Source organism: Solimonas terrae, from assembly GCF_011067135.1.
GTDB lineage: Bacteria > Pseudomonadota > Gammaproteobacteria > Nevskiales > Nevskiaceae > Solimonas > Solimonas terrae.
Genome location: NZ_JAAMOW010000009.1, coordinates 1 through 26,470 on the forward strand (window position 1 = coordinate 1; position 26,470 = coordinate 26,470).

26 protein-coding genes and 1 riboswitch are annotated in these 26,470 nt (G+C 66.9%); of the genes, 17 read left to right on the forward strand and 9 right to left on the reverse strand.

Annotated elements, in window-relative coordinates; genetic code table 11:
• From G7Y85_RS16400 to G7Y85_RS16415, 4 genes are all read right to left on the reverse strand, one after another.
• Positions 1-439: biotin carboxylase N-terminal domain-containing protein (locus G7Y85_RS16400; RefSeq protein ID WP_277817192.1), on the reverse strand; the 439-nt coding region annotated here is incomplete at its 3' end.
• Positions 436-1,149, reverse strand: a complete 714-nt coding sequence (locus G7Y85_RS16405) for a TetR/AcrR family transcriptional regulator (RefSeq protein ID WP_166259797.1) — start codon at positions 1,147-1,149, stop codon at positions 436-438. The genes G7Y85_RS16400 and G7Y85_RS16405, both read right to left, overlap by 4 nt.
• A gap of 115 nt (positions 1,150-1,264) precedes the next feature.
• Positions 1,265-3,052, reverse strand: coding sequence for an acyclic terpene utilization AtuA family protein (locus tag G7Y85_RS16410; RefSeq protein WP_166259801.1), 1,788 nt, complete (start codon positions 3,050-3,052; stop codon positions 1,265-1,267).
• A 129-nt stretch (positions 3,053-3,181) separates the two neighbouring features.
• Entirely contained in the window at positions 3,182-3,976 is a 795-nt protein-coding gene (locus tag G7Y85_RS16415; RefSeq protein WP_166259804.1) for an enoyl-CoA hydratase-related protein, read from the reverse strand.
• Between the two features lie 148 nt (positions 3,977-4,124).
• Positions 4,125-4,334: riboswitch (cobalamin riboswitch) on the forward strand.
• Positions 4,335-4,411: 77 nt separating this feature from the next.
• Between G7Y85_RS16415 and G7Y85_RS16420 the strand changes: the two genes are divergently transcribed.
• The 5 genes from G7Y85_RS16420 to G7Y85_RS16440 all read left to right on the forward strand — a co-directional run bounded on the left by G7Y85_RS16420 (position 4,412) and on the right by G7Y85_RS16440 (position 10,226).
• Entirely contained in the window at positions 4,412-6,349 is a 1,938-nt protein-coding gene (locus G7Y85_RS16420) for a TonB-dependent receptor plug domain-containing protein (RefSeq protein WP_166259807.1), read from the forward strand.
• Positions 6,346-7,530: an NHL repeat-containing protein gene (locus tag G7Y85_RS16425; protein ID WP_166259810.1), complete on the forward strand. Its 1,185-nt coding sequence runs from the start codon at positions 6,346-6,348 to the stop codon at positions 7,528-7,530. The genes G7Y85_RS16420 and G7Y85_RS16425 overlap by 4 nt, the downstream gene beginning before the upstream one ends.
• Positions 7,531-8,128: 598 nt before the next feature.
• Positions 8,129-8,842, forward strand: coding sequence for an epoxyqueuosine reductase QueH (locus G7Y85_RS16430; protein WP_166259813.1), 714 nt, complete (start codon positions 8,129-8,131; stop codon positions 8,840-8,842).
• A complete protein-coding gene (locus G7Y85_RS16435) occupies positions 8,839-9,192 on the forward strand; it encodes a Spx/MgsR family RNA polymerase-binding regulatory protein (protein WP_166259816.1) in 354 nt (117 codons plus the stop codon). The genes G7Y85_RS16430 and G7Y85_RS16435 overlap by 4 nt, the downstream gene beginning before the upstream one ends.
• Positions 9,193-9,197: 5 nt before the next feature.
• A complete protein-coding gene (locus G7Y85_RS16440) occupies positions 9,198-10,226 on the forward strand; it encodes a DUF72 domain-containing protein (RefSeq protein ID WP_166259819.1) in 1,029 nt (342 codons plus the stop codon).
• An 18-nt stretch (positions 10,227-10,244) separates the two neighbouring features.
• On the opposite strand, the gene metE is transcribed toward G7Y85_RS16440, so the two are convergent.
• Entirely contained in the window at positions 10,245-12,524 is a 2,280-nt protein-coding gene (gene metE / locus G7Y85_RS16445; RefSeq protein WP_166259822.1) for a 5-methyltetrahydropteroyltriglutamate--homocysteine S-methyltransferase, read from the reverse strand.
• A 107-nt stretch (positions 12,525-12,631) separates the two neighbouring features.
• Between metE and G7Y85_RS16450 the strand changes: the two genes are divergently transcribed.
• The 9 genes from G7Y85_RS16450 to G7Y85_RS16490 all read left to right on the forward strand — a co-directional run bounded on the left by G7Y85_RS16450 (position 12,632) and on the right by G7Y85_RS16490 (position 20,987).
• Positions 12,632-13,531, forward strand: a complete 900-nt coding sequence (locus G7Y85_RS16450; RefSeq protein WP_166259824.1) for a LysR family transcriptional regulator — start codon at positions 12,632-12,634, stop codon at positions 13,529-13,531.
• Between the two features lie 47 nt (positions 13,532-13,578).
• Complete coding sequence (stpA, locus tag G7Y85_RS16455) at positions 13,579-14,859, forward strand: glucosylglycerol 3-phosphatase (RefSeq protein ID WP_166259827.1); 1,281 nt, start codon at positions 13,579-13,581, stop codon at positions 14,857-14,859.
• Positions 14,860-14,986: 127 nt separating this feature from the next.
• Entirely contained in the window at positions 14,987-15,271 is a 285-nt protein-coding gene (locus G7Y85_RS16460; RefSeq protein ID WP_166259830.1) for a DUF2946 family protein, read from the forward strand.
• A gap of 198 nt (positions 15,272-15,469) precedes the next feature.
• Entirely contained in the window at positions 15,470-15,766 is a 297-nt protein-coding gene (locus G7Y85_RS16465) for a hypothetical protein (protein WP_166259832.1), read from the forward strand.
• Positions 15,767-15,833: 67 nt separating this feature from the next.
• Positions 15,834-17,867: a TonB-dependent receptor gene (locus tag G7Y85_RS16470; protein ID WP_166259835.1), complete on the forward strand. Its 2,034-nt coding sequence runs from the start codon at positions 15,834-15,836 to the stop codon at positions 17,865-17,867.
• A gap of 76 nt (positions 17,868-17,943) precedes the next feature.
• Positions 17,944-18,528, forward strand: coding sequence for a DUF411 domain-containing protein (locus G7Y85_RS16475; protein WP_166259837.1), 585 nt, complete (start codon positions 17,944-17,946; stop codon positions 18,526-18,528).
• A 218-nt stretch (positions 18,529-18,746) separates the two neighbouring features.
• Entirely contained in the window at positions 18,747-20,063 is a 1,317-nt protein-coding gene (locus tag G7Y85_RS16480) for a M23 family metallopeptidase (protein WP_166259840.1), read from the forward strand.
• Between the two features lie 92 nt (positions 20,064-20,155).
• Positions 20,156-20,383: an RNA-binding S4 domain-containing protein gene (locus G7Y85_RS16485; RefSeq protein WP_166259842.1), complete on the forward strand. Its 228-nt coding sequence runs from the start codon at positions 20,156-20,158 to the stop codon at positions 20,381-20,383.
• A gap of 73 nt (positions 20,384-20,456) precedes the next feature.
• A complete protein-coding gene (locus G7Y85_RS16490) occupies positions 20,457-20,987 on the forward strand; it encodes a YgjP-like metallopeptidase domain-containing protein (RefSeq protein WP_166260491.1) in 531 nt (176 codons plus the stop codon).
• A gap of 45 nt (positions 20,988-21,032) precedes the next feature.
• Here G7Y85_RS16490 and G7Y85_RS16495 read toward each other — a convergent pair whose 3' ends face one another.
• Positions 21,033-22,412 (reverse strand): hypothetical protein, encoded by a 1,380-nt coding sequence (locus tag G7Y85_RS16495; protein ID WP_166259845.1) that lies wholly within the window; start codon positions 22,410-22,412, stop codon positions 21,033-21,035.
• A gap of 296 nt (positions 22,413-22,708) precedes the next feature.
• Here G7Y85_RS16495 and G7Y85_RS16500 point away from each other — a divergent pair, with 296 nt between their 5' ends.
• Positions 22,709-23,020: an AMP-binding enzyme gene (locus tag G7Y85_RS16500; RefSeq protein WP_277817193.1), complete on the forward strand. Its 312-nt coding sequence runs from the start codon at positions 22,709-22,711 to the stop codon at positions 23,018-23,020.
• 68 nt (positions 23,021-23,088) lie between these two features.
• Here G7Y85_RS16500 and G7Y85_RS16505 read toward each other — a convergent pair whose 3' ends face one another.
• Entirely contained in the window at positions 23,089-23,955 is an 867-nt protein-coding gene (locus G7Y85_RS16505) for a class I SAM-dependent methyltransferase (protein WP_166259851.1), read from the reverse strand.
• A 165-nt stretch (positions 23,956-24,120) separates the two neighbouring features.
• On the opposite strand from G7Y85_RS16505, the gene G7Y85_RS16510 reads away from it, so the two are divergent.
• Together G7Y85_RS16510 and G7Y85_RS16515 are read left to right on the forward strand one after the other, a co-directional pair.
• Positions 24,121-24,861 (forward strand): sulfotransferase family protein, encoded by a 741-nt coding sequence (locus G7Y85_RS16510; RefSeq protein WP_166259854.1) that lies wholly within the window; start codon positions 24,121-24,123, stop codon positions 24,859-24,861.
• The gene (locus tag G7Y85_RS16515) at positions 24,858-25,106 is read left to right on the forward strand and encodes a hypothetical protein (protein WP_166259857.1); all 249 of its coding nucleotides are present in this window, start codon (positions 24,858-24,860) and stop codon (positions 25,104-25,106) included. The genes G7Y85_RS16510 and G7Y85_RS16515 overlap by 4 nt, the downstream gene beginning before the upstream one ends.
• Positions 25,107-25,117: 11 nt before the next feature.
• On the opposite strand, the gene G7Y85_RS16520 is transcribed toward G7Y85_RS16515, so the two are convergent.
• On the reverse strand, positions 25,118-25,495 hold the full coding sequence (locus tag G7Y85_RS16520; protein ID WP_166259860.1) for a DUF427 domain-containing protein: 378 nt from the start codon (positions 25,493-25,495) through the stop codon (positions 25,118-25,120).
• Between the two features lie 15 nt (positions 25,496-25,510).
• Positions 25,511-26,470, reverse strand: coding sequence for an L-histidine N(alpha)-methyltransferase (gene egtD, locus G7Y85_RS16525; protein WP_166259863.1), 960 nt, complete (start codon positions 26,468-26,470; stop codon positions 25,511-25,513).

Consider the following 26,470-nt stretch of genomic DNA (forward strand, 5'->3'; position numbering starts at 1 on the left):
CATCCTCGATCGCCGACGGCGCGACCGGGAAGCCGGCCTTCTCGACGAAGTTGCGCGCGCGCACCTTGTCGCCCATCAGGTCGATCTGCTGCGGTGTCGGGCCGATGAAGCGGATGCCGGCGGCTTCCACCGCCTCGCAGAAGCCCTTGTTCTCGGACAGGAAGCCGTAGCCCGGATGGATCGCGCCGGCGCCGCAGGACGTGGCCGCGGCAATGATCTGCGCGCCGTCGAGATACGAGGCCACCGGCGTGCTGCCGCTGATCTCGATCGCGACGTCCGCCATCTTCACGGCCAGCGTGCCGCGGTCCGCGGCGTGGTAGACCACCGCGCCTTTCAGACCGAGCTTCTGCACCGTGCGCAGCACGCGCACCGCGATCTCGCCGCGGTTGGCGACCAGTACGGTATGGAATGGCCAGGGGGTTTGCGTGGGCGCGGTCATGCGCTGCTCCTGTTGCGGGTTGCCCGCTTCCTGAAAGGCGTTTCGAGTGGTGACGCAGGCGCGTCGCGACGGCTGATGCCGTCACAGAGAATCGAGGTGATCTGTTCCGCAAGCACGTCGATGTCGAGCGTGACATGACCACTGGCGGCGCCGCGTTCGGCGCGGACTGCGGCGGATTTTCTGAGGTAGGGCCAGCTGTGGTGTTCAGTGGCGCCGTACACCATGTCGCGCAGCAGCGCGGTCGGCAGGTCGGTGCGGAACTCGCCGCTGGCGCGGCCTTCTTCGATCACGTCGATGAGGAACTGCGTGTACTGGCGATTCATCGCATGCAGACCCGAGCCGTGATAGTCGGATTCGCCATGCACTTCGCGAAACATCAGGCGGCACAGCAGCGGGTAGTCGCGTACCGAGCGCAGATGGCGCCAGATCAGCAGGTGCAGCCGGGCGCGCGCACCCTTGATGGCAGCAAGGTCGCGCGCGTAGTCGCCGAACATTTCCTCGTACCAGTGTTCGAGAACTTTCAGCAGCAGTTCGCGTTTGCTCGCGAAGTACTTGTAGATCGTGCCTTCGACGACGCCGATGCGCGCGGCGATTTCGGAAACCGCCGTCGGCTCGTAGCCCTTCTCGCAGAACACGTCGCGCGCGGCCTGCAGGATGTCGGCGACCCGCTCGTCGCGCGTCATCCTCGCTGCCTGCGGTCTGGCGATCATGCCGCGCACGCCGATCCCGACTCCGCAGGACGGGCGCATGCCACCCTGCGCGCGCCGGATGCATGCGGGCGACGGGATACGCTGCGCTGCTCCCGACCTGCGCGGCTCCTGACGTTCACGACAGCAGGTCCGCCGGCACCTGCATCGGAAAGTCCATCAGGATCTGCGCCAGCATCTTGCCCTGCGGGTCATAGCGCAGGCTCGCCGTGCCGCCACCGCCGAGCGCGTTGTGCATCAGGAAGTTGAAACCGTGCAGACCGGGAATTTCGAAACGCTCGACCGGCCCTTTCGCGAAATGGGCGAAGTACTGTTTCACCGCATCGGCAGTCAGCTGCGCGCGCAGGATCGCGACATATTCGGGCTTGCGCGCGAGCACGCCGATGTTGGCGGCATCGCCCTTGTCGCCGGAGCGGCCGTAGGCGAGCGCGATCAGCGGGACGGTCCTGGTTCCCTCTCCTCCGTGGGCAAGAGGATCGGGGTGAGGGGGCTGCCGCGCAGGACTTGATGCAGCATCGCCCGATCCGGCGCCCCTCTCCCCGCTCGGCACGGCGAGGGAGAAAGCCCGGCCGTCGATTTCGATGTTCACGCTGGACTTCGGCACCAGGCATGAGAACAGCGTGACGCGCGGCGTCGGTGTCGGCCGGCCGCCGGCGAAGCCGGTGATGCCCTGCACCATTGCCGTTGCCGGCGGAATGAATTCGCGGCCGAAGATGTCGAGCGCGGCCTTGTCGGCATGTTGCACGCCGATCTTCAGGATCACTTCACGCGCGTCGCGGCGGCGCGCATTCGTGCCCCAGTTCGCTTCGCTGCCCAGCACTTCGACATCGGTGCGCGTGTAGTCGGCGAGCCCGCGCGCCGCGAACAGCGTGCGCGTGCGCTTGAGGATCGCGGCACCGACGGCCTCGGCTTTGCGCACGGCATCGACGCCGCCGATCATCATCGTCGCGCTGCTGCGGAAACCATCCTGATACGTCGCCGAAACCTTGTACTGATCGCTCGGTGCGCGACCGCGCGCGCCGCTGACCTCGACCCGGTTCTCGCCGACCTGCCGGAGTTGCACGTCGCGCCAGTCGCAGCAGACGTCGGGCAGCAGATACGCGGCCGGATCGCCGATTTCGTAGACGATCTGTTCGGCGATCGTTTCCGGCGTGACACGCCCGCCGGTGTTCGCCGGCTTGGTGGTGATGAAGCTGCCGTCCGCCTTGCAGATCGCGATCGGGAAGCCCATGCGGTCCCAGTCCTGCGCGACCAACTGCCAATCGGTGCTCGCGCCGCCGGTGGCCTGCGCGCCGCACTCGATGATGTGGCCGGCCAGACTGCCGGCCGAGAGCTTGTCGTAGTCGTCGGCGGCCCAGCCGAATTCGTGAATCAGCGGCCCGAGCACGATCGCGCTATCGACGCAGCGGCCGGTCAGCACGATGTCGGCGCCGGCATCGAGCGCGGCGGCGATCGGGAACGCGCCGAGGTACGCATTCATGCTCCACAGCCTGGCCGGCATCGGCTGGCCGCTGAACATCTCCTTCACGTCGGCGAACTCGGCGGCTCGCGGCAGCAGATCGTCGCCGGTGACGATGGCGATCTTCAGCTCGATGCCGAGCGCCTTGAGCTTGTCCTCGATCGCCGCCTTGCAGGCCTGCGGATTGACGCCGCCGGCATTGGTGACGAGCTTGATGCCGCCGGTCTTGAGTCCAGTGGCGAGGCTGGCGACGACCGACGGCAGATCGGTGGCGTAACCGGCGTTCGGGTCCTTGGCGCGCGCCTTGGCGAGCAGCGACATGGTGATCTCGGCCAGATAATCGAGCACGAGGTAGTCGATCTCGCCGGACTCGACGAGCTGCTTCGGCCCTTCCGCCGAATCACCCCAGAAGCCGGCGCCGCAGCCGATGCGAATTTGGTCTTTCATCTTTTCACTCCGACTCCCGCTCATCCCGAGTAGCCGCGTCGCGGCGTATCGAGGGACGGCGCGTGCCTCGATACGCCCCGCGTCGCGGGCCTACTCGGCATGAACGGTTGGTGGACGATTCAAGCGCAATCAGTTGCCCGTGAACTGCGCCGCCCTCTTTTCCTGGAAGGCGGCCATGCCTTCCCTGGCGTCTTCGGTCGACGACATCACCGGCACCATCGCTTGCGCGTATTCGAGCGACTCGCGCAGGCCCATGTCGCGCATCGCGTTGTAGGCCTGCTTGCCGAGGCGGATCGCGGTCGGCGACTTGTCGATGATGCGGGCGAGCAGCCAGTCGAGCCTGGCATCGAGTTCGGCGCGCGGCACGACGTAATTGACGACGCCCCACTGCAACGCCTCGGCGGCCGTGAACTGTTCGCCGGTGATGCACATCTCCTGCAGCTTGCGCGGCGGCAGCACGCGCAGCATGTACGGCAGGATCATCATCGGCGTGACGCCGATCTTCGCTTCGGTCGTGCCGATGCGGATGTCATCGGCGGCGATCGCCATGTCGCAGGCGCAGAGCAGACCGAAGCCGCCGGCCATGACATGACCGTTGACACGGGCGATGACCGGCAGCGTGCATTCCTGCAGACGCTTGAACAGATCGACGATGTAGTGCTTCGGCCGTGCGAAGTCGACGGCGAATGCGAAGCCCTGGGTGCCCTTCGCGAGATCGGCACCGGCGCAGAACGCCTTGTCGCCGATGCCGGTGATGACGATGGCGCGCGACTCGCCGTCCCGGGTCGCGGCGTCGATCGCCTGATCGATCGTCCGCACAACCCCCTCGTTGAGCGCATTGCGGCGCGCCTCGCGATTGATCGTGATCCAGCAGACGGCGCCGCGGCGCTCGACCAGCACGGGATTTTCGACGGCCTCGGACATGCTCGCTCCTGCGTTGCGTTCACTGCGCAAATGGCGCGCGGAAATTGCGAATGGGGACAGGCGACGAGCGTGCCCGGTCGCTGGTGAGTCTGCCTCACCCATTTGTGCGAGCGCGGCCGCCGGCGGGCATTTCCGCTTGTTTGCGCCTAGAATGGGCGCGATCGCAGGTGCCTGAAGGCCGCTCGGCCGGACGGTGAAACGGGAAGTTCGTAAGGGGCCGCTGTGTCCCTGCAAGCGAACACTGCCCCCGCAACGGTAAGTGGGATACGCGGCACACCGCCACTGGACGAACCGTCCGGGAAGGCGCCGCCAATCCAAACCCACGAGTCCGGAGACCGGCCTGCGTTCATGTTCCGTGGTCGCGGCGGGCGACTCAGCGGGTGTGGCGGTTTGCCACGCCGACCACGGCCTGTCTGTCGTTCAGCGGGACGGTTCGTGGCAGCGATTCGACATCTTCACGCACGCGGGATTCCCGTCGTTCTGGCGCTGTGCGCCGGCTGGCCGCTGGCAGCGCGCGCCGACGACGCGCCGAACGAACTGCCGACGGTCACCGTGATCGGCGAGCGCAGCGAATTGCAGGACAGCGGCGTCGTCATCCGCGTGCCGGTCGCGCCGCTCGGCGCCAGCAGCCTCGCCGATCTGCTCGCCGCGCTGCCCGGCGTGCAGGTGCGCAGCAGCGGCGGACTCGGCAGCTACAGCGAGGCCAGCCTGCGTGGCAGCAGCGGTCGCCAGGTGCGCGTCCTGCTCGACGGCCTGCCGCTCGATACCGGCGGCGGCGACGCGACTTCGCTGTCGCTGGTCAGCCCGCTGCTGCTCGACCGCGTCGACGTCTATGAAGGGCGCGTGCCGGTCGCGCTCGGCAGCGGTCTGGCCGGCACCATCAATCTGCGCACGCGGCGCGCGCTGGCGGCGCCGGTGGTCTACGCCGGCAGTGTCGGCAGCTTCGGCGCACGGCAGTACGACGTCGCGGCACAGCTCGGCGACGACGTGCAGCTCGCGCTCGGCGGGCAGGCCGCCGACAACGACTTCCACTTCGTCAACAAGTTCAAGCCGTTCGATCCCGACGATCCGGACCGGACCGACAGCGAGCGCCGACAGAACGCGGCTACCAGCCAGTACTACGGCCTGCTGCGTTACCGCGGCCCGCTGGAGATCACCGCGCATGTGGTCGACGACATGCAGCAGCTGCCGGATCACGCCAACAGTCACAGCGCGGACGCCCAGCTCGACACGCATTCCTATGCCTTGTCGCTGAGCACGCCGGAAGAGGCGCTCTGGCAGGCGGCGCTCTCGCACCGCGTCACGCGCGAGGACTATCGCGATCCGCACAGCCAGATCGGGCTCGGCGCACAGGAAACGCAGTCCGACACACGACGCACGCTGCTCAGCGTCGGCCGCCGCTTCGAACAGCTGCAGGACAGCCTGAGCAGCGAGTACATCGACTACTCGGCGGACGATCACATCGCCAGCGTGCCGACCGCCAGCGCGCGTCGTTTCGGCATCCGCAACGGCGTCGCCGCGCAGATCGGCGATCTTCGCCGCTACAACGCCAGCCTGATCACCGGCTGGTCGCGTGACGGCAGCGCCGGCCGCCAGGACGATCGCTGGCAGCTCGAACCGGCGATCGGCGCCAGCCAGCAATTCGACAGCTGCCTGGCGGCGATCAATCTCGGCCGGCGTCAGCGCCTGCCGACCTTCTTCGAACGCTATGGCGACCGCGGCCTGTTCAAGGGCAATCCGGCGCTCGATCCGGAGACCGCGAACTACGGCGATCTCGGCGTGCGCTGCCGGCCGGGCGAACACCTGCAGCGGCTCGAACTGACACTGTTCGGCCAGGACCTGCATGATGCGATCAGCCCGACCTATGACGCGCAGGGTGTGGGCCATTCGATCAACACTTCGCATGCGCTGATCTACGGTGCCGAACTCGACAGCGCCGGCAGCGTCGCCGGCTTCGGCTGGCAACTCGGCGGCACCTGGCAACACACCGAAGACCGCAGCGACGTGCGCGCGACGCGCGGCAGGCAACTGCCCGGCCGCTTCGAAACACAGATCAATGCGCGCATCGAACGCGCCTGGCGGGGCCTGATCTTTCACTATGCGTTCCGCTTCGAGGCCGGCGCGTACTACGACAGCCCCAACCTGCTGAAGACGCCGGCCATGCAGCGCCATGACCTCGGCGTACGCGGCGCACTCGGCGCACTCGGCTGGTCGCTGCAGGCGCTGAATCTCGGCGACCAGCACTCCGAACAGTTCAACGGCTACCCGACCCCGGGACGGCAATGGCTGCTGTCGCTGAGTTATCCGGGCAGCGCCGCCGGGGCTGCCGACTCCACCCCACCCGAACCACCGACCGAAGGGACCTACCGATGAAGCTGAAAACCTGTCTGCTGCTGATCCCGGGCCTGCTGCTCGCCGCCTGCGGCGGCGGCCATGGCGACAACGCCGGCGACAGCCTGACGCATGTCGCCGTCGTCGCCACACGCGCGCCGGACTACGGCAGCGGTGCGATCTCGCTGATCGACACCACCGCGCCGTTCACCGCCCGCAACGGACTCGACTCGACGATTTCCGACATCGCCGTGCGTGCCGACGGTGATCACTACTTTGTCTTCAAGCGCTATGGCAGCAACCAGATCGCACGCTACGACGCGGCCGATCCGGCGACACCGGTGTGGACCTACTCCACCAACGACAGCGACGGCGAACAGAGCAATCCCTACGATCTGATCGTCGCCAGTCCGACCAAGGCCTACCTGCTGCGCTACGGCTCGGGCACGCTGTGGATCGTCAATCCGTCAGCCGGCAGCGAAGCGAACTTCAAGACCGGCGAGATCGATCTGTCGGCCTACGACAGCGACGGCGTGCCGGAGATGGCCGCCGGCCTGATCAAGAACGGCAAGCTCTACGTGCTGATGCAGCGCCTGCAGAACTACGACGCGACCCAGGACGGCTACGTCGCCGTGATCGACACCGCGACCGACACCGAAGTCGACACCGGCAAGGGCAGCGACGGACTCAAGGGCATCGAACTGCCGGTATTCAATCCGTCGGCGATCGTCGCGGTACCGGGCACCGACACGCTGCTGATCAGCGCATCCGGTGCCTACGGCAGCTATCCCGACTACGTTCCGCCGTACAACGGCGGACTCGTCCGCCTCGACACCGACAGCGACACGGCAACGCTCGCGCTCGACGACGGCGATGCCGACACGCACGCGTACGGACAGTTCGACGCGCTGGCGGTCGTCGATGCGCATCGCGCGTACTTCGTCGGCAGCAACGGCTACGGCGACACCGACCAGACCCTGTATCGCATCGACCCGGGCGCGACGACGATCGCGCCGGTTGCCGTCAACGACTTTGCCAACCGCGATCTCGGTGCCCTGGCCGTCGATCCGGACGGCCAGCTGTGGGTCGCGCGCACCAGCGACGCCGCGCCCGGCCTGAGCGTGCTCGGCTTCGACGGCAGCCAGGAAACCGTCAACAAGGCGCTGATCGACACCGTGCTGACGCCGATCAACATCGACTTCGGCGAGGTTCCGACGGAATAGGCCGGTTGCAGTGCGCGGGCGCAGACCCGAACACCGGGCCTGCGCCCGCACGCACATCAGCCAGGGCCTGTTGACGCTATGGACGATCCGCGCCGGAACGGTGGCTGCAAAGCTGTCGTCTTCGCGCGCATTGGTCGCGACCATGATCACGACGCTGGTTCCCGTCTGCGGATACCCGATGCCGGTGCAGCGCTCACCGACACAGCTCGCGGCGTCCGGGTTCTCCGGGGACGGCTCCGACGCAATGGTACTGACCTGCAGCGCGTACAGGCGACCGTCCGCGTCGGGGCCGAACTGTCCGGAGAACGCGCAGCCGTCCACCGTCGCGCCGCTGAAGGCGGTGTCAATCTGCCATGTGACGGTCGCGTGGCGGGCGAACCCCGCGTAGCTGACGAAAGCATCCGGAGTCGTTCCGCCTTCCAGACGCTGCATGTCGTATGCCGCTGCACGAGGCGCTGACACAGCGACGGTTTTCGACGGACGGCCGCGCGAACGACCGTTGCCGTCAACGCGCTCCGCGCGGTGCCGACGAGGGGCGCGCTTCGCGTGCCTGCGCAAGCGGCGCACCGCAAGGCAGGCCGCCGGTACAATAAGGGCCATGAGCGAATACATCCGTCCGCAACTCGACCTGCCGGAAGGCTACGACCGCAGCCGCGACAAGCTGCTGCTGCATTCCTGCTGCGCGCCGTGTTCGGGCGAGGTAATGGAAGCGATCCACGCGTCGGGCATCGACTACGCGATCTTCTTCTACAACCCGAATATCCATCCGCTCAAGGAATACGAGCTGCGCAAGCAGGAGAACATCCGCTTCGCCGAGAAGCACGATGTGCCGTTCATCGACGCCGACTACGACACCGACAACTGGTTCGCGCGCGCCAGGGGCATGGAGAACGAACCGGAACGCGGCGTGCGCTGCACGATGTGTTTCGACATGCGTTTCGAGCGCACCGCGCTGTACGCGCACGAGCACGGCTATTCGCTGATCAGCAGCTCGCTCGGCATCTCGCGCTGGAAGAACATGGAGCAGATCAACGGCTGCGGTGATCGCGCCGCCGCGCGTTATCCGGAGATGCGTTACTGGGATTACAACTGGCGCAAGAAAGGCGGTTCGGCGCGCATGATCGAGATCGCCAAGCGCGAGAACTTCTACCAGCAGGAATACTGCGGCTGCGTCTACTCGCTGCGCGACACCAATCGTCATCGCCGCGCGCAGGGCCGCGACCGCATTCACCTCGGCGTGCAGTACTACGGCGTGCCGGCCGCGGATGCCGCCGCCGCGCAAAGCGACGACGTGCCGGCGCGCGACGCGTGATCACGCTCTACGGCATCAAGAACTGCGACACGGTACAACGTGCGCGCAAGCGGCTCGACGCGGAAGGCATCGCGTATCGCTTCCACGACTTCAAGCGCGATCGCCTGAGCCATGAACTCGCACAGCGCTGGATCGATGCGCTCGGTGTCGATGCCGTCGTCAACCGCAAGGGGACAACCTGGCACAAACTCGACGACGCGAAACGCGCCGGCCTGACGACAACCGACGCCGCCGCGCTGCTCGCGCGCGAGCCGTCGCTGGTCAGGCGGCCGGTGATCGATCGCGACGGCGCGCTGTCGGTCGGCTTCGCGAAGGTCGACGAGGATGCGATCGTCGCGCGCCTGCGCTGATCGCGATGCAGGATTCGCTGTTCGGCGATGATGGCGGCGACGCGGCACGCGATGCGGCACGGCGCAAACCGGCTCGTCGGCGCGGCGTCGATGCCGCGGCGCACGCACCGGCGCTGCAGGCGCTGCGCGACGCGCTGCCGGCATCGCTGCGGCTCGGCACTTCGTCGTGGAATTATCCGGGCTGGATCGGCAGCGTCTGGGCCGGGGAGTATTCGCCGCAGAAGCTGTCGAAACAGGGCCTGCGTGCGTATGCACAGCACCCGCTTCTGCGCAGCGTCAGCCTCGACCGCGCGTTCTACCGGCCGCTCGACGCCGCCCAGTACGCCGCTTACGCCGCGCAGGTGCCGGACGACTTCCGCTTCGTCGTCAAGGCACCGGGTCTGATCGCCGACGCGCTGCGCCGCGACGAGCAAGGCCGTGGCATCGCACTCAATCCGGACTTTCTCGATCCGCTGCTCGCCTCGCGGATTTTCGCCGAACCGGCGCGCGACGGGCTGCGCGACAGACTCGGTGCGCTGGTGTTCCAGATCAGCCCGGTGCCGGACGTGTTGCTGCGCGATCGGAATGCGCTGCTGTGTCGGCTCGGCACGATGCTGCGCGCACTGCCGGCGCTGCGTGACCTTGCACCGGACGCGATCGTCGCCGTCGAGGTCCGCGATCCGGCGTGGCTCGGCCCCGACTTCGCGGCAACGCTGCGCGCGGGCGGCGCGACGTACTGCCTCGGTCTGCACGCGAAGATGCCGACGATCGAAGACCAGTTGCCGATTCTGCGCGCGCTGTGGCCCGGGCCGCTGGTCTGTCGCTGGAACCTGCATCGTCGCCACGGCGCCTACGGCTATGAAGCCGCGAAGCAACTCTACGGCGACTTCAACACGCTCGTCGATCCGGATCCGGAAACGCGCACGACGCTGGCGCGCGTGATCGCCGGCACCGTCGCCGCCGGCCACGCCGCCTACGTCACGCTCGGCAACAAGGCCGAGGGCTCGGCGCCGCGGTCGGTCGTCGCGCTCGCGGAAATGCTCGTCGCTCGGTGATCATCCGCGCCCGCGACTTCAGGCGGGCGTCGCGTCCGCCAGCGTCGCGCGCGCCGCACGTGCGGTCGCGACCATTCGCGTCAGCGCCGCCTCGGTTTCCGGCCAGCCCCGAGTCTTCAATCCGCAGTCTGGGTTGATCCACAGTCGATCGGCCGGCAGCACGGCGAGCGCCTTGTCCAGCAAGGCCGTCATCTCCTCGCGCGTCGGCACACGCGGCGAGTGGATGTCGTAGAGGCCGGGGCCGATGTCGTTCGGATAGCGGAAATCAGCGAAGGCATCCAGCAGTTTCATGCGCGCTCGCGAGGTCTCGATGGTAATGACGTCGGCGTCCATTGCGGCGATCGCCGGCAGGATGTCGTTGAACTCCGAGTAGCACATGTGCGTGTGGATCTGCGTCTCGTCGCGCACGCCCGAGGCCGTGATGCGGAACGCCTGCACGGCCCATTCCAGATAGGCCGGCCGGTCGGCCTGCTTCAGCGGCAACCCCTCGCGGATCGTCGGTTCGTCGATCTGGATGATGCGAATGCCCGCCGCTTCCAGATCGACCACTTCGTCGCGCAACGCCAGCGCCAGCTGCAGTGCGACCTCGCGTTTCGGCAGATCGTCGCGCACGAAACTCCAGAACAGCATGGTCAGCGGGCCGGACAGCATGCCCTTCATCGGTCGGTCGGTGAGTGACTGTGCGTAGGTCGACCACTCGACGGTCATCGCGCACGGCCGCGAGACGTCGCCGTGGATCACCGGCGGCTTCACGCAGCGCGAGCCGTAGCTCTGCACCCAGCCGTTCTGCGTGAACGTGTAGCCGTCGAGTTGCTCGCCGAAGTATTCGACCATGTCATTGCGTTCCGGCTCGCCGTGCACCAGCACGTCGATGCCGAGCGCTTCCTGTCGTTCGACCACGCTGCGGATTTCCGCCTGCATCGCCGTGCGATAGTCCGCTGCGTCCAGCGTGCCGGCCTTGCAAGCTGCGCGGGCAGCACGGATTTCGTCGGTCTGCGGGAACGATCCGATCGTCGTCGTCGGCAGCTTCGGCAGTCGCAGCTGTGCCTGCTGCGCGACATGACGTGTCGCAAACGGCGTGGCACGGCGCGCGTGTTCGGGCTTCAGAGCGGCGACGCGCGCACGCACGGCGGCTACCTGCGTGCTCGGCGCCCGGCGACGATCGGCGATCGCGCTGGCCGCGACGTGCAGCTCGCGCCAGACCGAGCCCTCGCCGTCGCGCAAGGCGCGCTTGAGCAACGCCAGCTCGTCGAGCTTCTGCACCGCGAACGCCATCCAGTTGCGGATGCGCGGTTCGAGTCGCCGCTCCAGCCGCAGGTCGGTCGGCACGTGCTGCAGCGAGCAAGAGGTCGCGATCCACAGCCGCTCGCCAAGCGCGGCCTGCGCGGCATGCAGCGTCGTCAATGCCGCAGCGAGATCCGTGCGCCAGAGATTGCGGCCGTCGACGATGCCGAGCGACAGCACCCGATCCTGCGGCCATTCATCGACGAACTGCGCGAGCTGCTGCGGCGCACGGACCAGATCGAGATGCAGGCCTGCGAGCGGCAGCGCGCGCAGCATTGCCGCATGCTCGCTGACATCGCCGAAGTAGGTCGCCAGCAGCAGCTGCGGTCCGGCGCCGGCGAGCTCGCCATAGCTCGTCACGAAGGCCTGCCGCCAGTCCGCCGGCAGATCGAGGGACAGTATCGGCTCGTCGAGCTGCGCCCATTCGACGCCAAGCGTCTTCAGTTCCGCAAGCAGGACCCAGTAGACATTGAGCAGCAGCGACAGCAGCGCGAGCTTGTCGAGGCCGGCCTCGGCTTCGCCCAGCCACAGCCAGGTCAACGGCCCCGGCAGGACGACCTTGATTCGATGGCCGAGCGCCTGTGCCTCGCGCACTTCCGGCAGCAGCCAGTCGCGATTCAGCGCAAAGCGCGTGTCCGCCGCGAGTTCCGGCACCAGATAGTGATAGTTGGTGTCGAACCATTTCTTCATCGCCAGCGCCGGCTGTTCGGGCGTGCCGCGCGCCATCGCGAAATAGTCGGCAAGGCCAGGCGACGGACCGACACCGAAGCGTGCCGGCGACGCGCCGACCAGCGCGGTCAGGTTGTGCAGATGGTCGTAGAACGCGAAGTCGCCGACCGTGACGAAGTCGAGTCCGGCATCGCGCTGCTGCTGCCAGTGCCGCCGGCGCAGGGCGCGCGCCGCTTCGTGCAGACCCGCTTCGTCGAGCGCGCCGCGCCAATGCGCCTCGACGGCGGTCTTCAGTTCTCGCTGTGCGCCGATGCGCGGAAAGCCGAGGATGTGGGCAACGGGCATGGCAGAACCTTCACGAAAAGAACCGGCCGTCATGGTCAGCGCGCCGCTTCCATGATTCAATCTCAGCGTTTTCCCGTTTTTGATGAATTCAATTAATAGGCATCCACATGGCCCAGTCGCCGCTCGAAATCCGTCATCTGCAGACCCTGGTCGCGCTCGCCGACAGCGGCTCGCTCGCCAAGGCGGCCGATCGCGTGTTCGTCACGCAATCCGCCCTGTCGCATCAGCTCAAGGCGCTGGAAACCCACTACGGCACCGCGCTGTTCGAGCGCAATACCAAGCCGCTGCGCTTCACGCAGGTCGGTGCGCGGCTCGTCGCGCTCGGTCGTGACGTGCTGGCGCAGCTGGGCGAGGCCGAGCGCGAGATCGTGCAGCGCGTCTCCGGCAGCAGCGGCGAACTTCGCATCGTCATCGAATGCCACACCTGCTTCGACTGGCTGATGCCGGCCATGGACGCCTTTCGCGAGCACTGGCCGCAGGTCGAACTCGATCTGGTCGGCGGCTTCCAGACCGCACCGATGTCGCTGGTCGAGCAGGGGCTTTGCGATTTCGCCGTGATTCACGACCGGCCGGCGCGACGGCCCGGCATCGTCACCGAGCATTTGTTCAGCTACGAGACACTGGCGATCCTCGCGCCCGAGCATCCGCTCGCCGAGCGCGACCATCTGACACCTCGGGATTTTCTGTCGGATACGCTGATCAGCTATCCGGTCGACGACGCGATGATCGATGTCGTGCGCCATTTCCTCGCCCCGAAAGGCATCAAACCGAAGCGGCGCAACGCGGAATTGACGGTGGCGATCCTGCAGCTGGTCGCCAGCCGGCGCGGCATCGCCGCGCTGCCGGACTGGAGCGTGATGCCGTATCTGGAACGTGGCTACGTGATCGGCAAACCGCTGGGCAGCAAGGGCCTGAAGTGCGAGCTGCATGCGGCAATGCCGGAGAGCCTCGCGGACAAACCCTACATGCGCGACTTCATCGCCAAGGTCCGCGACGGCATGCGCTGAGCCGACGCGAGCGGCGGCGATGTCGCCGGCGTCGTTAGAATGCAGGGATGATGCTGAGTCAAAGTCTGCTTTCGACCGACCACGTGCAGCTGCTGGACACGCTCGCGACGAGCGACAAGCTGCTGATCATCCAGGACCTCGACGGCGTCTGCATGGCTCTGGTGCGCGATCCGCTGACGCGCGTCATCGACCGCGCCTATATCGAGGCCGCGCACGCGCTCGGCACGCGCTTCCAGGTGCTGACCAATGGTGAACACATCGGCAGCCGTGGCGTGAACGCGATTGTCGCCGCCACGTTCGAAACCCCGGATCAGGCGGCCGGCCGCTATCTGCCGGGCCTCGCCGGCGGCGGCGTGCAATTGCAGGATCGACACGGCACGGTCACGCATCCGGGCGTCGGCGATCACGAGCTGGTCTTCCTGCGCGCGGTACCGGAACGGGCGGCGCGGTTTCTTGCCACGCGTCTGTGCTCAGCGCCTTACGATCTCGATGGCGCCGAAGTCGCGACGCTGCTGCAGGCCACCGTGCTCGACAATCTGGTGTCGCCGACGATCAATCTCAACCATCTGCATCTGCGCCTGTCCGATCGGCCGTCGCGCTATCGGCAGCTGCAAGGCGAGGTCGAAGCCTTCATGCAGCAGTTGCTTGCCGATGCCGCGCGCGACGGCCTGGGCGATGCGTTCTTTGTCCACTACGCGCCCAACCTCGGCCGCGACGAACGCGGCGGCGAGCGCATGAAGCCCGGCGACGCGGACAGCGCCGGCACCCACGATTTCCAGTTCATGCTCAAGGGCGCGGTCAAGGAAGTCGGCGTGCTGGTGATCCTCAATCGCTACTACCACGCGCAGACCGGCCGCTATCCGCTCGGTGAGCATTTTCACGCGCGCGCAGCGCCGCGCGATCACGACGCGCTGTTGCAACTGGCGATCGATCATTTCGACCCGGCACTGATGCCGCGCCTCGTCGGCGTCGGCGACACGGTCAGCGCACAGGCACACGTGATCGATGGCCGGACGCAGATGCTGCGCGGCGGCAGCGACCGCGGTTTCCTGACGCTGGTGCAGGATCTCGGCAAGGCCTTCGCGACGGACAATGCGGTGCTGTATGTCGACAGCAGTCGCGGCGAAGTGCAACGACCCGGTGTCGATGCCGCGCAGCTCGCGCGCCGTGCGGACGATCCCTGGGCTGCCGTGCAGGACATCAGCGACGAACACGACCCGCTGCGCCTGAATTTCGTGTTTGCCGACGGGCATGCGCAGTACGTCGAATTCTTTCTGGCGCTGGCCGCACGCATCGCGGGCAATGACCGGTCTCCCGATCCGGTTTGAAGTTGGAATACCCGTCATTGCGAGCCGCATCGCGGCGACGCAATCCGGCTGCGCAGCCGGATCGAGCACTGTGATACTTTAGACAGCGGTTGCCCGGTCCGGGCACCGGTTTCCGGGACGACAACACGTGCAGCGGCGGTATTTCTTTCATGTCTTTTGTGCGGTGATGATCTTCGCGACGCAGCTCGTCGCGGTGATTCACAGCACGCAGCATGAACTGACCGCTCCCGAGGCGGCGCACTGCGAGTTGTGCGCGGTCGCCCACGCGGCGCCGATGCCGCCGGTCGCGGTGGTCGTGCCGAGCCTGCCGCACTTCGAAGTCATCGCCGCCGTGGCGGCGCCCGCCGGTCTGCCGGACCGCCGTCCGCACGCGCGGCCGAACAGTCGCGCCCCACCCTCGCTGCTCTCCTAGCGTGACCTGATCGGGTCGTGACGCCGCGAACGCGGTGTCGCTTTCCCGTTTGTCCACGGCCGGTCATGACCGCTCGCGCGTTTGCGACGGCCATGCATTGCGCGGAGCGGCTGCAGTGCGTTTGCATCATTCCACTGAACTCGACGAGTCAGGTCCGGCGTCCGGCCGGGTCGACTGCCCGCGCGCGTCCTGACGAACATGTCTCGTCGGGCGACGCACCGGGTGATCCGCTACGGCCTGCTGGCCGTGATGCTGCTGCTCGGCCGCAGCGCACTGGTGGCGCACGACGAGATTCACTGGCAACCCAAGCTCAGCGGCCATGTCTGCGAGCTGTGTCTGCATCACGTCGGCCAGAACGAAATTGCCGGCGACAGCTCGAGTTTTGTTCCCGAACACCCTGCCCCGCCGCGATTGCAGGTCGCAGGCGTCGCCATCGTCTGCCATGCGCCGCGCCGGCGCTGCCGGATTCGCGGACCACCCACGCCCTTCGACTGAACGCACCGTCAATCAAAAACGGCGCGCGCCAACGCGCGCGCCGCACCGTGTTCATTTGGAGATTTTCATGTCCCAGATTTTCCGACCGCGCCTGCTCGGCGTGGTGTCTTGCATTGCCTCGACCTTCCTCGCGACGCCCGGCTACGCGGCCGACAAAACGATCACCCCGGACAGCACCGATGTGGCGTCGGCCGACATCGCCACCGTCACCGTCACCGGCTCGCCTTTGACGCAGGATGCCGACGCGCTCGCCACCGTTGTCGACAGCGTCGACAAGGAACAGATCCTGCGCGCCGGCGGCGCCAATCTGGCCGACGCGCTCGCCAATGTGCCGGGGGTCACCGGCACCGGCTTCGCGTCCGGTGCCAGCCGGCCGGTGATCCGCGGCTTCGACGCGACGCGCGTGCGCGTGCTCGAAGACGGCATCGACAGCTTCGACGTCTCCGACATCGGCCCCGATCACGGCGTGCCGATCGATCCGATGTCGGCGCAGAGCATCGAGGTCGTGCGCGGCGCCGGCACCCTGCGCTACGGCAGCCAGGCGATCGGCGGCGGCGTCAACGCGATCAACAATCGCGTGCCACTGGACCTGCCGGAAGCACCGATCTCCGGCGACGTCACCGGCAGCTACGACAGCAATGGCCACACCGGCCAGGGCGCGGGCGAGGTCGACGGCCGCGTCGGTTCGTTCGCGCTGCACGCCGACGGCTTCGACCGGCGCGCAGACGACTACGACACGCCACACGGCACGCAGGACAATTCGTTCTTCCACGGCGACGGTTACTCGGTCGGCAGCTCGTACTTCTTCGGTGACGACAACGCGAGCCGCATCGGCGGCGCGGTCATCCACTACGACGCCAGGTACGGCATTCCCGCCGACACCGTTTACATCGACATGAAGCAGACCAAGGAGCTGCTGCGTTCGTCGTTCGCGATCAACAGCGGCGCGCTGCAGACGCTGACCGTCGATGGCGGCTACGCGAGTTATCAGCACACCGAGAACAACCCGGACGGCAGCGTCAATTCGACGTTCCGCAACAAGGCCTGGGACAGCCGCGCGGAGGCGCTGTTCGGCGCGATCGGCCCGTTCTCGCGTTCGGCGCTCGGCATGCAGCTGCAGCATCGCGATTTCTCGGCGCTCGGCGAGGACTCGGATTATCTGTTCCCGACCACGACACGAAGCTACGCGGCGTTCGCGTTTACCGAGGCTCCGCTCGCCGACTGGCTGCGGCTGCAAAGCGGCGCGCGGGTCGAACGTGTCGGCGTCGACGGCACGCCGTCGACCGATGTCGCGACCACACGCGACTTCACGCCGCTGAGCGCATCGCTCGGACTGGTCGCCGACGCTTCGCAGGCCGTCCGCTTCGGCCTGACCCTGTCGAGCACCGCACGCGCACCGGCGCAGACGGAGCTGTTCGCACGCGGTCCGCATGACGGGCCGGGCACCTTCGAAACCGGCGATCCGACGCTCGGCATCGAACGCTCCAATTCGCTGGAAGCGACGATGCGCGTGCGGATGGACAAGGTCCGACTCGATGGCTCGGTGTGGGCTGCGAAGTTCAACAACTACATCTATGGTGCGCTCACCGGCCGCACCTGCGATGACGACGACAACTGCGTGGTCGGCGACTCGGAAGAGCTCAAGGAGCTGAATTACACGCAGCTGGACGCGACCTTCCGCGGTGCCGAAGCCAAGGCCACGATCGGTCTGTACCAAGGCGGCGCCGGCAAGCTCGATGCCAGGCTGCTCGCCGATTACGTGCGCGCCACACTCGACAGCGGCGGCAATGTGCCGCGCATTCCGCCGTATCACGTCGGCGGCGGACTCGACTGGGAACGCGGCAGCGTCGATGCCGGTTTCCTGCTCAAGTACGCCGGCGCGCAACACGATACCGCCGAAGCGGAAACCGACACCAAGGGCTTCGTCTCGCTCGACGCGCAGGTCGGCTGGCGGCTGCTGCCGGCCAGGCCGGGGCTGGAAGTCGCGCTGGTCGGACACAACCTGACCAACACCACGCAGCGCAATGCGGTCGCCCTCAACAAGGAGGACGTGCTGATGCCGGGGCGCAACGTCAGTCTGATCGTGCGCGCGGACTTCTGAAGCGGCGACCGCGACGGGAGGCGGCAACACGCCGCCTTCCGTTCCGGTCCGCACGATCGTCGCCCAGGGATTCGCGATGAACAAGATTCACGGCCGCAGGCTGCTGCGTCGGCGACTGCTGATCATTGCCGCCATCGCACTGATCGCGGCGACCGCCGCCGGCCTGCTGACCGCGACACAGGCGCCCGCCGAACCGGGCCCGGACCTGCTCGTGTTCGCGCAGGCCGACGTCATCAGTACCACGCGCTGGATTCGCTATCTGTCGGCGCACGGCTTCCGCGTGCGCGTGCGTTACGACCCCTACGTGCGGCTCGTGCATGAGTACCTGCGCGTGCCGAAGGCGCTGCAGTCGGTGCATACCGCGCTGGTCGACGGCTACATCATCGAAGGCAATGTGCCGGCCGAAGACATCCGCCGTCTGCTTGCCGAACGGCCGCATGCGCGCGGCCTCGCGGTGCCCGGCATGCCGGACCTCGCACCCGGCATGCAAGGGCTCGGCGGCCAACCCGGACCCTACCCGGTACTGCTGTTCGGCGACGACGGCCCGCTCGGCGTCTTTGCAGTCCACGGATCGGCCACCGGCTCGGCAGAAAACTCCCGTCATGCCGCGAATCGCGACACGCCACACACCCCATCTTCTTCCCGATGCCAACCATGCTGACAACCTCTTCCTGCGACAGCCGCGCGCCGCGCGCCGACATCCGGATCGGGGGCGACTGCCGCGCCAATCCCGCCCGAGCAGCAACCGGCACACCATTCCTGGCCTGCATAGCCGGCCTGCTCGCCATCGGCGTCGCTTTGGCCTTGCGCGTCCCGCAGGCTCCGCCTGCCAACTCGCAGCCGGTCGTCAGACCGGCAATACCCGCTACCGTCACACAAGTGCCCGACGGCCCGCGGCAAGACGCCTGGATTCACCTCGACGTCCAGCCGGGCGACTCGCTGTCGACGCTGTTCGACAGGGCCGGTCTTCCAGCATCGCAGTGGCTGGACGTGCAGGCGCTCGGCGAGGACGCCGAGCCGCTGCTGCAAGCGCGGGCCGGCGACGTGATCGATATTCTGGCCCACGCTGACGGTCAGCTGCAGCAGGTGCGCAAGTCACTCGATACCATCTCGACACTCGTCATTGCACGACGCAACGGACAGCTGCAGGCGCGGATCGAGCGCCGCCGGACCGAGCTGCGGCAGCGCGCGCTCGAGGGGCGCATCGCGCACAGTCTGTCGCAGGCAGTCCGCACGGCTGGCGGAACGCCGGTACTGAGCCTGCAACTCGCGCGCATCTTCGGCGACCGGCTCGATCTGCGGCACCGCGTTCGCAACGGCGATCACTTCACGGCGATTTACGAATCGCAGCTGCTCGACGGCGAGCCGGTCGAAACCGGCGCCGTGCTCGCCGCACGCCTGCTGCTCGGCGGCAAGTCCTACGAAGCGTTCCGCTACACCGACGCCAGCGGCAGAACCGCCTACTACGACGCCGACGGCCTGCCATACGAACGCTCGATACTGCGCGCACCGCTGCGCTATACCCGTATCAGCTCCGGCTTTTCGCTGCGCCGCTTCGATCCGGTCCTCCATGTCTGGCGCGCGCATGATGGCGTCGACTACGCAGCGCCGACCGGCACGCCGATCGAGGCCGCCGCCGACGGCCGGGTGGCATTTGCCGGTCGCGCGCACGGCTACGGCCGGCTGATCGAAGTTCGGCATTTCGATGGCTACTCGACGCGCTACGCGCATCTGTCCGCGTTCGCCAGCGGCCTGCATCAGGGAGCTGCCGTCGTGCAGGGGCAGATCATCGGTTACGTCGGCGCCAGCGGCGAGGCGACCGGCCCGCACCTGCATTTCGAAATCCGCGTTCGCGGCGCACCGCGCAATCCGCGCACCGTCGCCTTGCCCGGCGGACACGCGATCCCGCGTCCAGAGCTGGCTCGTTACCGCTCGTCGATACAGCCTCTGCTGGCACGACTGGACCTGCCGGCAAAAACCGCGGACACGATGCTCGCCAGCGATGACGCGGTGCCGGCCGGCAGCGAAGGCGCCGATCCGGGCCCGACACCATGGCGCAGCACGCCGACGCACGGCACGCGCGGCCGGCGATCCCCGACCGCGAAAGCAGCGCGCGCGATGGCGGCGCATGCGCAGATGTCGACGATCGGCCCGCGGCGGCCAGATGCGCGCACGGCAGCGCAGTTGCACGGATAAGGGCCTGGTATCGATGGGCGACGGAATGCCGGCGATACCGCCATTCGCGTCCCTTCGCGATATGCTGCTTCGCCCTGCCCCCGCTCGCGATCATGCCGACCATCACCTTCACGCTCGAAGCCGAGTACGTCGAACTCAACCAGCTGCTGAAACTGGTCGGCATCTGCGACAGCGGCGGCGCCGGCAAGCTGCTGGTCGCTGAAGGCCGGGTGACGGTCGATGGGCAGCCGGAGCGCCGCAAGACCGCAAAGATTCGCGCCGGGCAGACCGTGATCTGCGACGACCTGCGAATCACCGTCGTCGCCGGCACGGCGGGCTGAGGCCTTGTCGGACGCAGCACCGACCGCGATCGATACCACGATCGCCCGCTTCCTTGGCGGCTATCCGCGTTCGATGCATGAAGACGTGGCGGAACTGATTGCGGCAAACAGGCTCGCACCGTATCTGGCGCGCAAGTATCCGGCACAGCACGCGATCCAGAGTGACGCGTCGCTGTACGACTACACCCTGGACCTGAAGCAGCGCTATCTGCGCAGCTCGTCGCCGCTGCACAAGGTGGTTTGGCAGAACAAGATGGACGTGATGCAGAAGGTGCTCGGCCTGCACACGGCGGTGTCGCGTGTACAGGGCGGCCGTCTGAAAGCGAAGGCGGAGATCCGCATTGCCAGTCTGTTCAAGGGCGTCGCGCCGGCGTTTCTGGAAATGGTGGTCGTGCACGAACTGGCGCACTTGCGCGAGTTCGAACACAACAAGGCCTTCTACCAGCTGTGCCGGCACATGCTGCCGGACTACGACCAGATCGAATTCGATCTGCGTCTGCTGTTGCTGCAGCGTGCGATCGAATCGGCAGGCGTCGAAGAAATCGCCGCGAACGCCGCGGATGACGGACAAGTCCGTCGCGCCGCATCGAAACTCCGCGCTTGAAACCCGGCGGCTTCGCCCCGGTCGTGCACCCGCCGGTGATGTCGTCTATGGCCCGTCGATGATCGCGGCGCTGACGGTCGAGGTGCTGTTGTCGAAATGCCCCCAACTCAGGACGCAGTCGCCGTCGCCGCGCATCGCGATGCCGGGCCTGGACTGGATGCCGTCGGAGGCAAACGTCGCCGTGCCGATTGCCGAGCCGTCCGATGCATAGACCTGCGCCGATATCGACGGCGACGGCGACTGCTGCGCCGATTCAGGCCCGAAGTTTCGCCAGGCGACGACGAAGCCGCCGCCGGAATGCACGGCCACGGCCGGCGAGCCGTCATACGTGGTTTGACAGCAGAACGGGCTGGGCCCGCGCTGCACTTCGGTCGCGTTGCGCGGCACCGTGCCGGCGGCGTCGACATGCTTGAAGTAGATGCCGCGCGACAGCGCCGCCGAGCGCAGCGCGTCGTTGCGGTCGTAGGCAACGACAAAGCCCCCATCCGGCGCCCAGGCGACAGACGGCGGATCGTAGATTTCGTGCGCATTGGTCAGGGCGCTGTCGATCGTGATGCGCTTGCCCTGAGTCAGGCCGGACGCGTCGAAGCGCTGTGCATAGACGGTCTGCAGCCCGCCGCCGAGCAGCGGCGCGGTCGACACCAGACTGTAGATTCGCTGCTCCTCGACGAAACCGGCAGTCCAGGCGACGACGGTTTCGCCTGCGCTGCCGATGCTGACCGACGGCCCCTTGGACGCGTACTGCAGTCGCCCGAAGATGTCGAGCGCCGGATACAGGGACGGCGAAATGTTGAGATAGCCGGATTCACGGCTTGCCACCGTCTGCACCGCGCTGGCGAGCCCGGCGCTGCTGTAGCGGCGCATCATGATCGGCCCTTGCGTCACCCTCAGCAAGCTGTTGCCCGAGGACTGATACTGCAGGGTGCTCCAGCTCACGACGAACTGGCCGGCCGCATTCATCGACACGTCCGGGTCAATCTGATCGAAGTTCGCGGCGGCGCTGTCATCGACGGCGACCACCGGTGACAGAGCGGTGCCGTCGGCCGCGAAGCGGCGCAGGAAAATGCGGTACAGATAATAGGGATAGCTACCGCTCTGCTCGGCCCAGGCAACGACGAAACGACCGGCCGCATCGACGGCGACGCTGGGCGTGAGGACCTGAACCTGAGGATGACCGGCGATCGAGAAGCTCGCTGCGGCAACGCCGGCCGGCTGATCGATGCGGACGTGGACCAGGTCCCGTTCGGGGCCGACCCAGACGTAGACGGCCGTGCCGTTCGCTGCCACGGCCACGTCCGGCGTACCGGCTTGCGTGGCGATCGGATACGGCGCCGTCACGACATCGCCGGGTGCGGCCGCGGCCCCGCGGCCGATCAAGCCGGCTGCCGCGAATGCAGCAGCCGCGATTCTCCCCATCGTTTTCATCGCGCTTCTCCCGAGCGTCTGCGCCGGACCATACGCGGGCACGCGGACGCCTGTCCAGAGGCGCGCGGCAATGCAGCACTCGTTCGCGGCGCGAATTCGAAGCACAGCGCCTCAGGCGGCCGCTGTTGCGGCCAGCATGCGACGGACCTCCACAGCGACCGCCCTGGCGCCGCGTGCGGAAATCACGATCGTGCAGCGGTTGACGTCGCGCACGTCATATCGGCATCACCGATCGCGCCAAGGACCTGATCAAGTCCGGCGGTGAATGGATCAGCTCGCAGGATCTTGAAAACGAGTTGATGGCACATCCCGCCGTTGCCGAAGCGGTGGTCATCGCCGTGCCGCACGCCCGCTGGACCGAACGGCCGCTGGCGGTCGTCGTCCGCAAGCCGGGAACGGACGTTTCGCCGACACAGCTGCATGCGCATCTCGACGGCAAGTTCGCGAAATGGTGGCTGCCGGACGGCTACGAATTCGTCGAGCAGATTCCGCGCACGTCGACCGGCAAGTTCCAGAAGCTCAAGGTTCGCGAGATGTTTGCCGACCGGCAGCCCGATGCCGCCCTGCAGGAGCGGCGCCAGCCGGGACCCGGCGCCCGCTTCAGGTGACGGTGTGACCGTCGCGGTTCGCACCGTTCCTGCAGAACATCGTGCGCGCGACCGTTCGTGCAGGCTTCTCAGCGGCGCATGCCTGAACCTGCAGAACCACTGTTCCTGATCGCCAGCACGCCATCGCCGCTGAGTTCCGTGCTGAAGCCGGCTTTCTGCAGCCGCGTCGAGACTTCGTTCGGCACGTCGCGACGACTGGTCAGCTTGTTCGGCGATCCGGTGTAGTGAAACATGCGACCGCGCGGTTTCAAGACGCGTGCGAGCTGGTTGTAGAACGCCTGCGAATACAGTTCGCCGGCGATGCCGAAACGTGGCGGATCGTGCAGGATCGCGTCGACCGATGTATCGGCCAGCGTCCTGATCTGCTCGGCGACATCGCCGTTGCTCAGTGTCAGCGCGCTGTCTTTTGCGGTGTGATCGGGCGACCAGGGGTTGAGCGTGCGCAGCCAGATCACGTCCGGGCTCTTCTCGAACGAAATCACGCGCTGCGCGTCGCCCCGCAAGCACCAATCGGCAAAGTAGCCGAGGCCGCCGCAGGTATCGAGCACGATCTTGCCGCGCGGCTGGATCAGACCGACCTTGCGTTGCGCATCTTCGTACGGCGAGACCTGCGCGGTCGGCAGCATCTTGATGCCGTCGATCTCGAAGGTCGGCGCGCCCCATTCGGTCGGCACCAGCTTGACAAGCGAATGGGTGAAGCGCGCGACCGGCGCGAAGCCCTCGCCGTCCCAGTAATAGATCGTGCGGTCCTTGCAGTTTTTCGCGTACGCAAATGCGCGCCCGTTGCAGCGCCAGACTTCGGCGTCGATATCGACCCGGCTCAGCGTGCGACCCAGATCGAGCGTGCAGTCGATGGTTTGCACGCCCGCATCGCGCGCGGCCAGCAAGGCCGCGTGAATCGGCAGGCTCAGCAGAGGACCGCGATGCTTGTTCATGCGCTGGGTATGGTGACCGTTCCGGTGCTGGGAAAATCCGAGTGCGTGCTCGGTCCGGCCGCGCACTCTCGCACATCGCTGCCGACGATGATGTCGTTTCGTACCGCCGCTTGTGGACGATATGCCGACTCGATAGCATCGAAAATCGGGGTTGGGGAACAGACAGTGGACCTGAAAATCATCGGCGCGGGCTTCGGACGGACCGGCACGCTGTCGGTCTGCACGGCGCTCAATCAGCTCGGCTTTCCGTGCTATCACATGTTCGAGGTCATCGAGAACAAGCAGAACAGGTCGCATCTCGATTTCTGGCGCGAGGTGGCCAACCAGGCGCCCGGCACGCAGTTCGACTGGCAGCAGGTGTTCGCCCGCTACTCGGCCACCATCGACAACCCGGCCTGCTGCGTCTGGCGCGAATTGCTGGCGGCCTACCCGGATGCCAGGGTCCTGCTCACCGTTCACCCGCGCGGTGCGGAGGCCTGGTACGAGAGCACGATGGACACGATCTACTTCACCGAGATCATGTGGCAGTTCAAGTTCCTCGCGCTGATCACGCCGTTCGGCCGCAAGATGGGCGACATGTCGCACAAGCTGATCTGGCAGCGCTCGCACCAGGGCACGATGCAGGATCGCAGCGCGGCGATCGCGCATTACCATCGACATGTCGCCGAGGTGAAAGCGGCGGTTCCGGCCGACAGACTGCTGATCTATTCCGTCGACCAGGGCTGGGGTCCGTTGTGCGACTTCCTCGGTGTGCCGGTGCCGGACGGCGAATTTCCGAACGTCAACGATCGCGCCGCCATCAAGCAGGTGATCAAGGGCATGACGCGCGGCGCATATGTACTGCTCGGCATCGGCGCGTTGCTGATGGCCGGCCTTGTCTACGGCATCGTTCGCGCATTGTCGTGAACGCGCAGCAGATCGATCACATCAAGCAGGAGCATGGATTGGCAAAGAAGCTCAGCAAATCGCAGACCGTGGTCATGAACTGGCTCGGCAAGGGCTGGCAGGCGTACTGCGTCAGCGGCACGCGCGTCGAAGTCAACGGCAACCCTGTCGGCACGACCGCGACCATGGCGTCGCTGGAAAAGCTCGGTCTGATCGAGAAGATCGGCGTTGCCGCCTGGCAGGCGACCGAGGCGGGCAAGCAGTAGGTGCGCGGCCTTCAGGCCGATTGTTCGACGCGATCGACCCGGTCCGGATAGAACGCCATGCAGTCCTTGATCGCGGCGACGGCATCGTACGGGGCTTCGTAGCTCCAGATCGCGTTGACCGAACGCGCGCCGCCGACCGGAATGCTGTAGTAGCTGCAATCGCCCTTGTATGGGCAGTACGTCCGGTGGTCCGTGCGTTCGAGCAGTGCGAGCTTCACGTCACTGCGCGGGAGGTACAGCACGCCCGGATAGCTCGCTTCCTTGAGCATCAGGGCCTCGCGCGTGTCGGCGATCACCTGCGCGGCGACGATGACGACGACGCGGCGCGACACGGGCTCGATCGCGATCGGATGATCGGGTCCGGGAATCCGGATCGGCTTGCTGCTCATGCGACGTTTCTCGGGCTACGCCGCTTCAGGCTTGAGGCCGAGCACGGCGAAGCGCTGCTCGGGATCGGTCCAGCTGCGCTGCAGGTCCCAGCCGGCGCTTTCGGCGAGCAGTGCGAAGCCGGCGACGTCGTACTTGCGCGAGCTTTCGGTGTGTATGGTTTCGCCGGCCGCGAAGTCGATGCGGCAGCCGCTGACCGACACACGCTGCGCGCGTTCGCTGACCAGATGCATTTCGACGGCGGATTCGGCGGCGTTCCAGCGCGCCTCGTGATGGAAACCGTCGAGCGCGAAGTCGCCATCGAGTTCGCGATTGATGCGCGCCAGCAGATTGAGATTGAACGCCGCGGTCACGCCTTCGGCATCGTCATAGGCGGCGAGCAGGGTCGGCAGGTCCTTGCGCAGATCGACGCCGATGATCGCGGCACCCTGCGCGCCGACGTGGCGACGGATCTGGCCGAGGAAGGCCGAGGTCTCCCCGACATCGAGATTGCCGATCGTCGAACCCGGAAAGAAGGCCAGACGATGTGCCCGCGGGATGCCGCGCGGCAGGTCGAAGTCGGCGGTGAAGTCGGCGACCACCGGCCGCATCTCGATGTCCGGAAAACGGGGCCGCATGCGCGCGGCGGTCTGTTCGAGAAAGTCGCCGGCAATGTCGATCGGCACGTAGACGCGCGGTGACTGCAGCGCATCGAGCAGGATTTCGGTCTTGATGCCGGCACCGGCGCCGTATTCGAGCACCGCGGCGTCGGCACCACAGAACGCCGCCATGTCGTCGGCGTGCTCGCGCAGGATCGCGGTCTCGGTGCGCGTCGGGTAGTACTCGGCAAGCGCGGTGATGCGCTCGAACAGCAGCGAGCCTTCGTCATCGTAGAGCCAACGGCTCGGCAGGGTCTTGTGCCTGCGACTGAGGCCGGCGATCGCGTCTTCGCGAAATGCTTCGAGTTGCCGCGTGCGTTCGTCGACGATGTCGAGCAT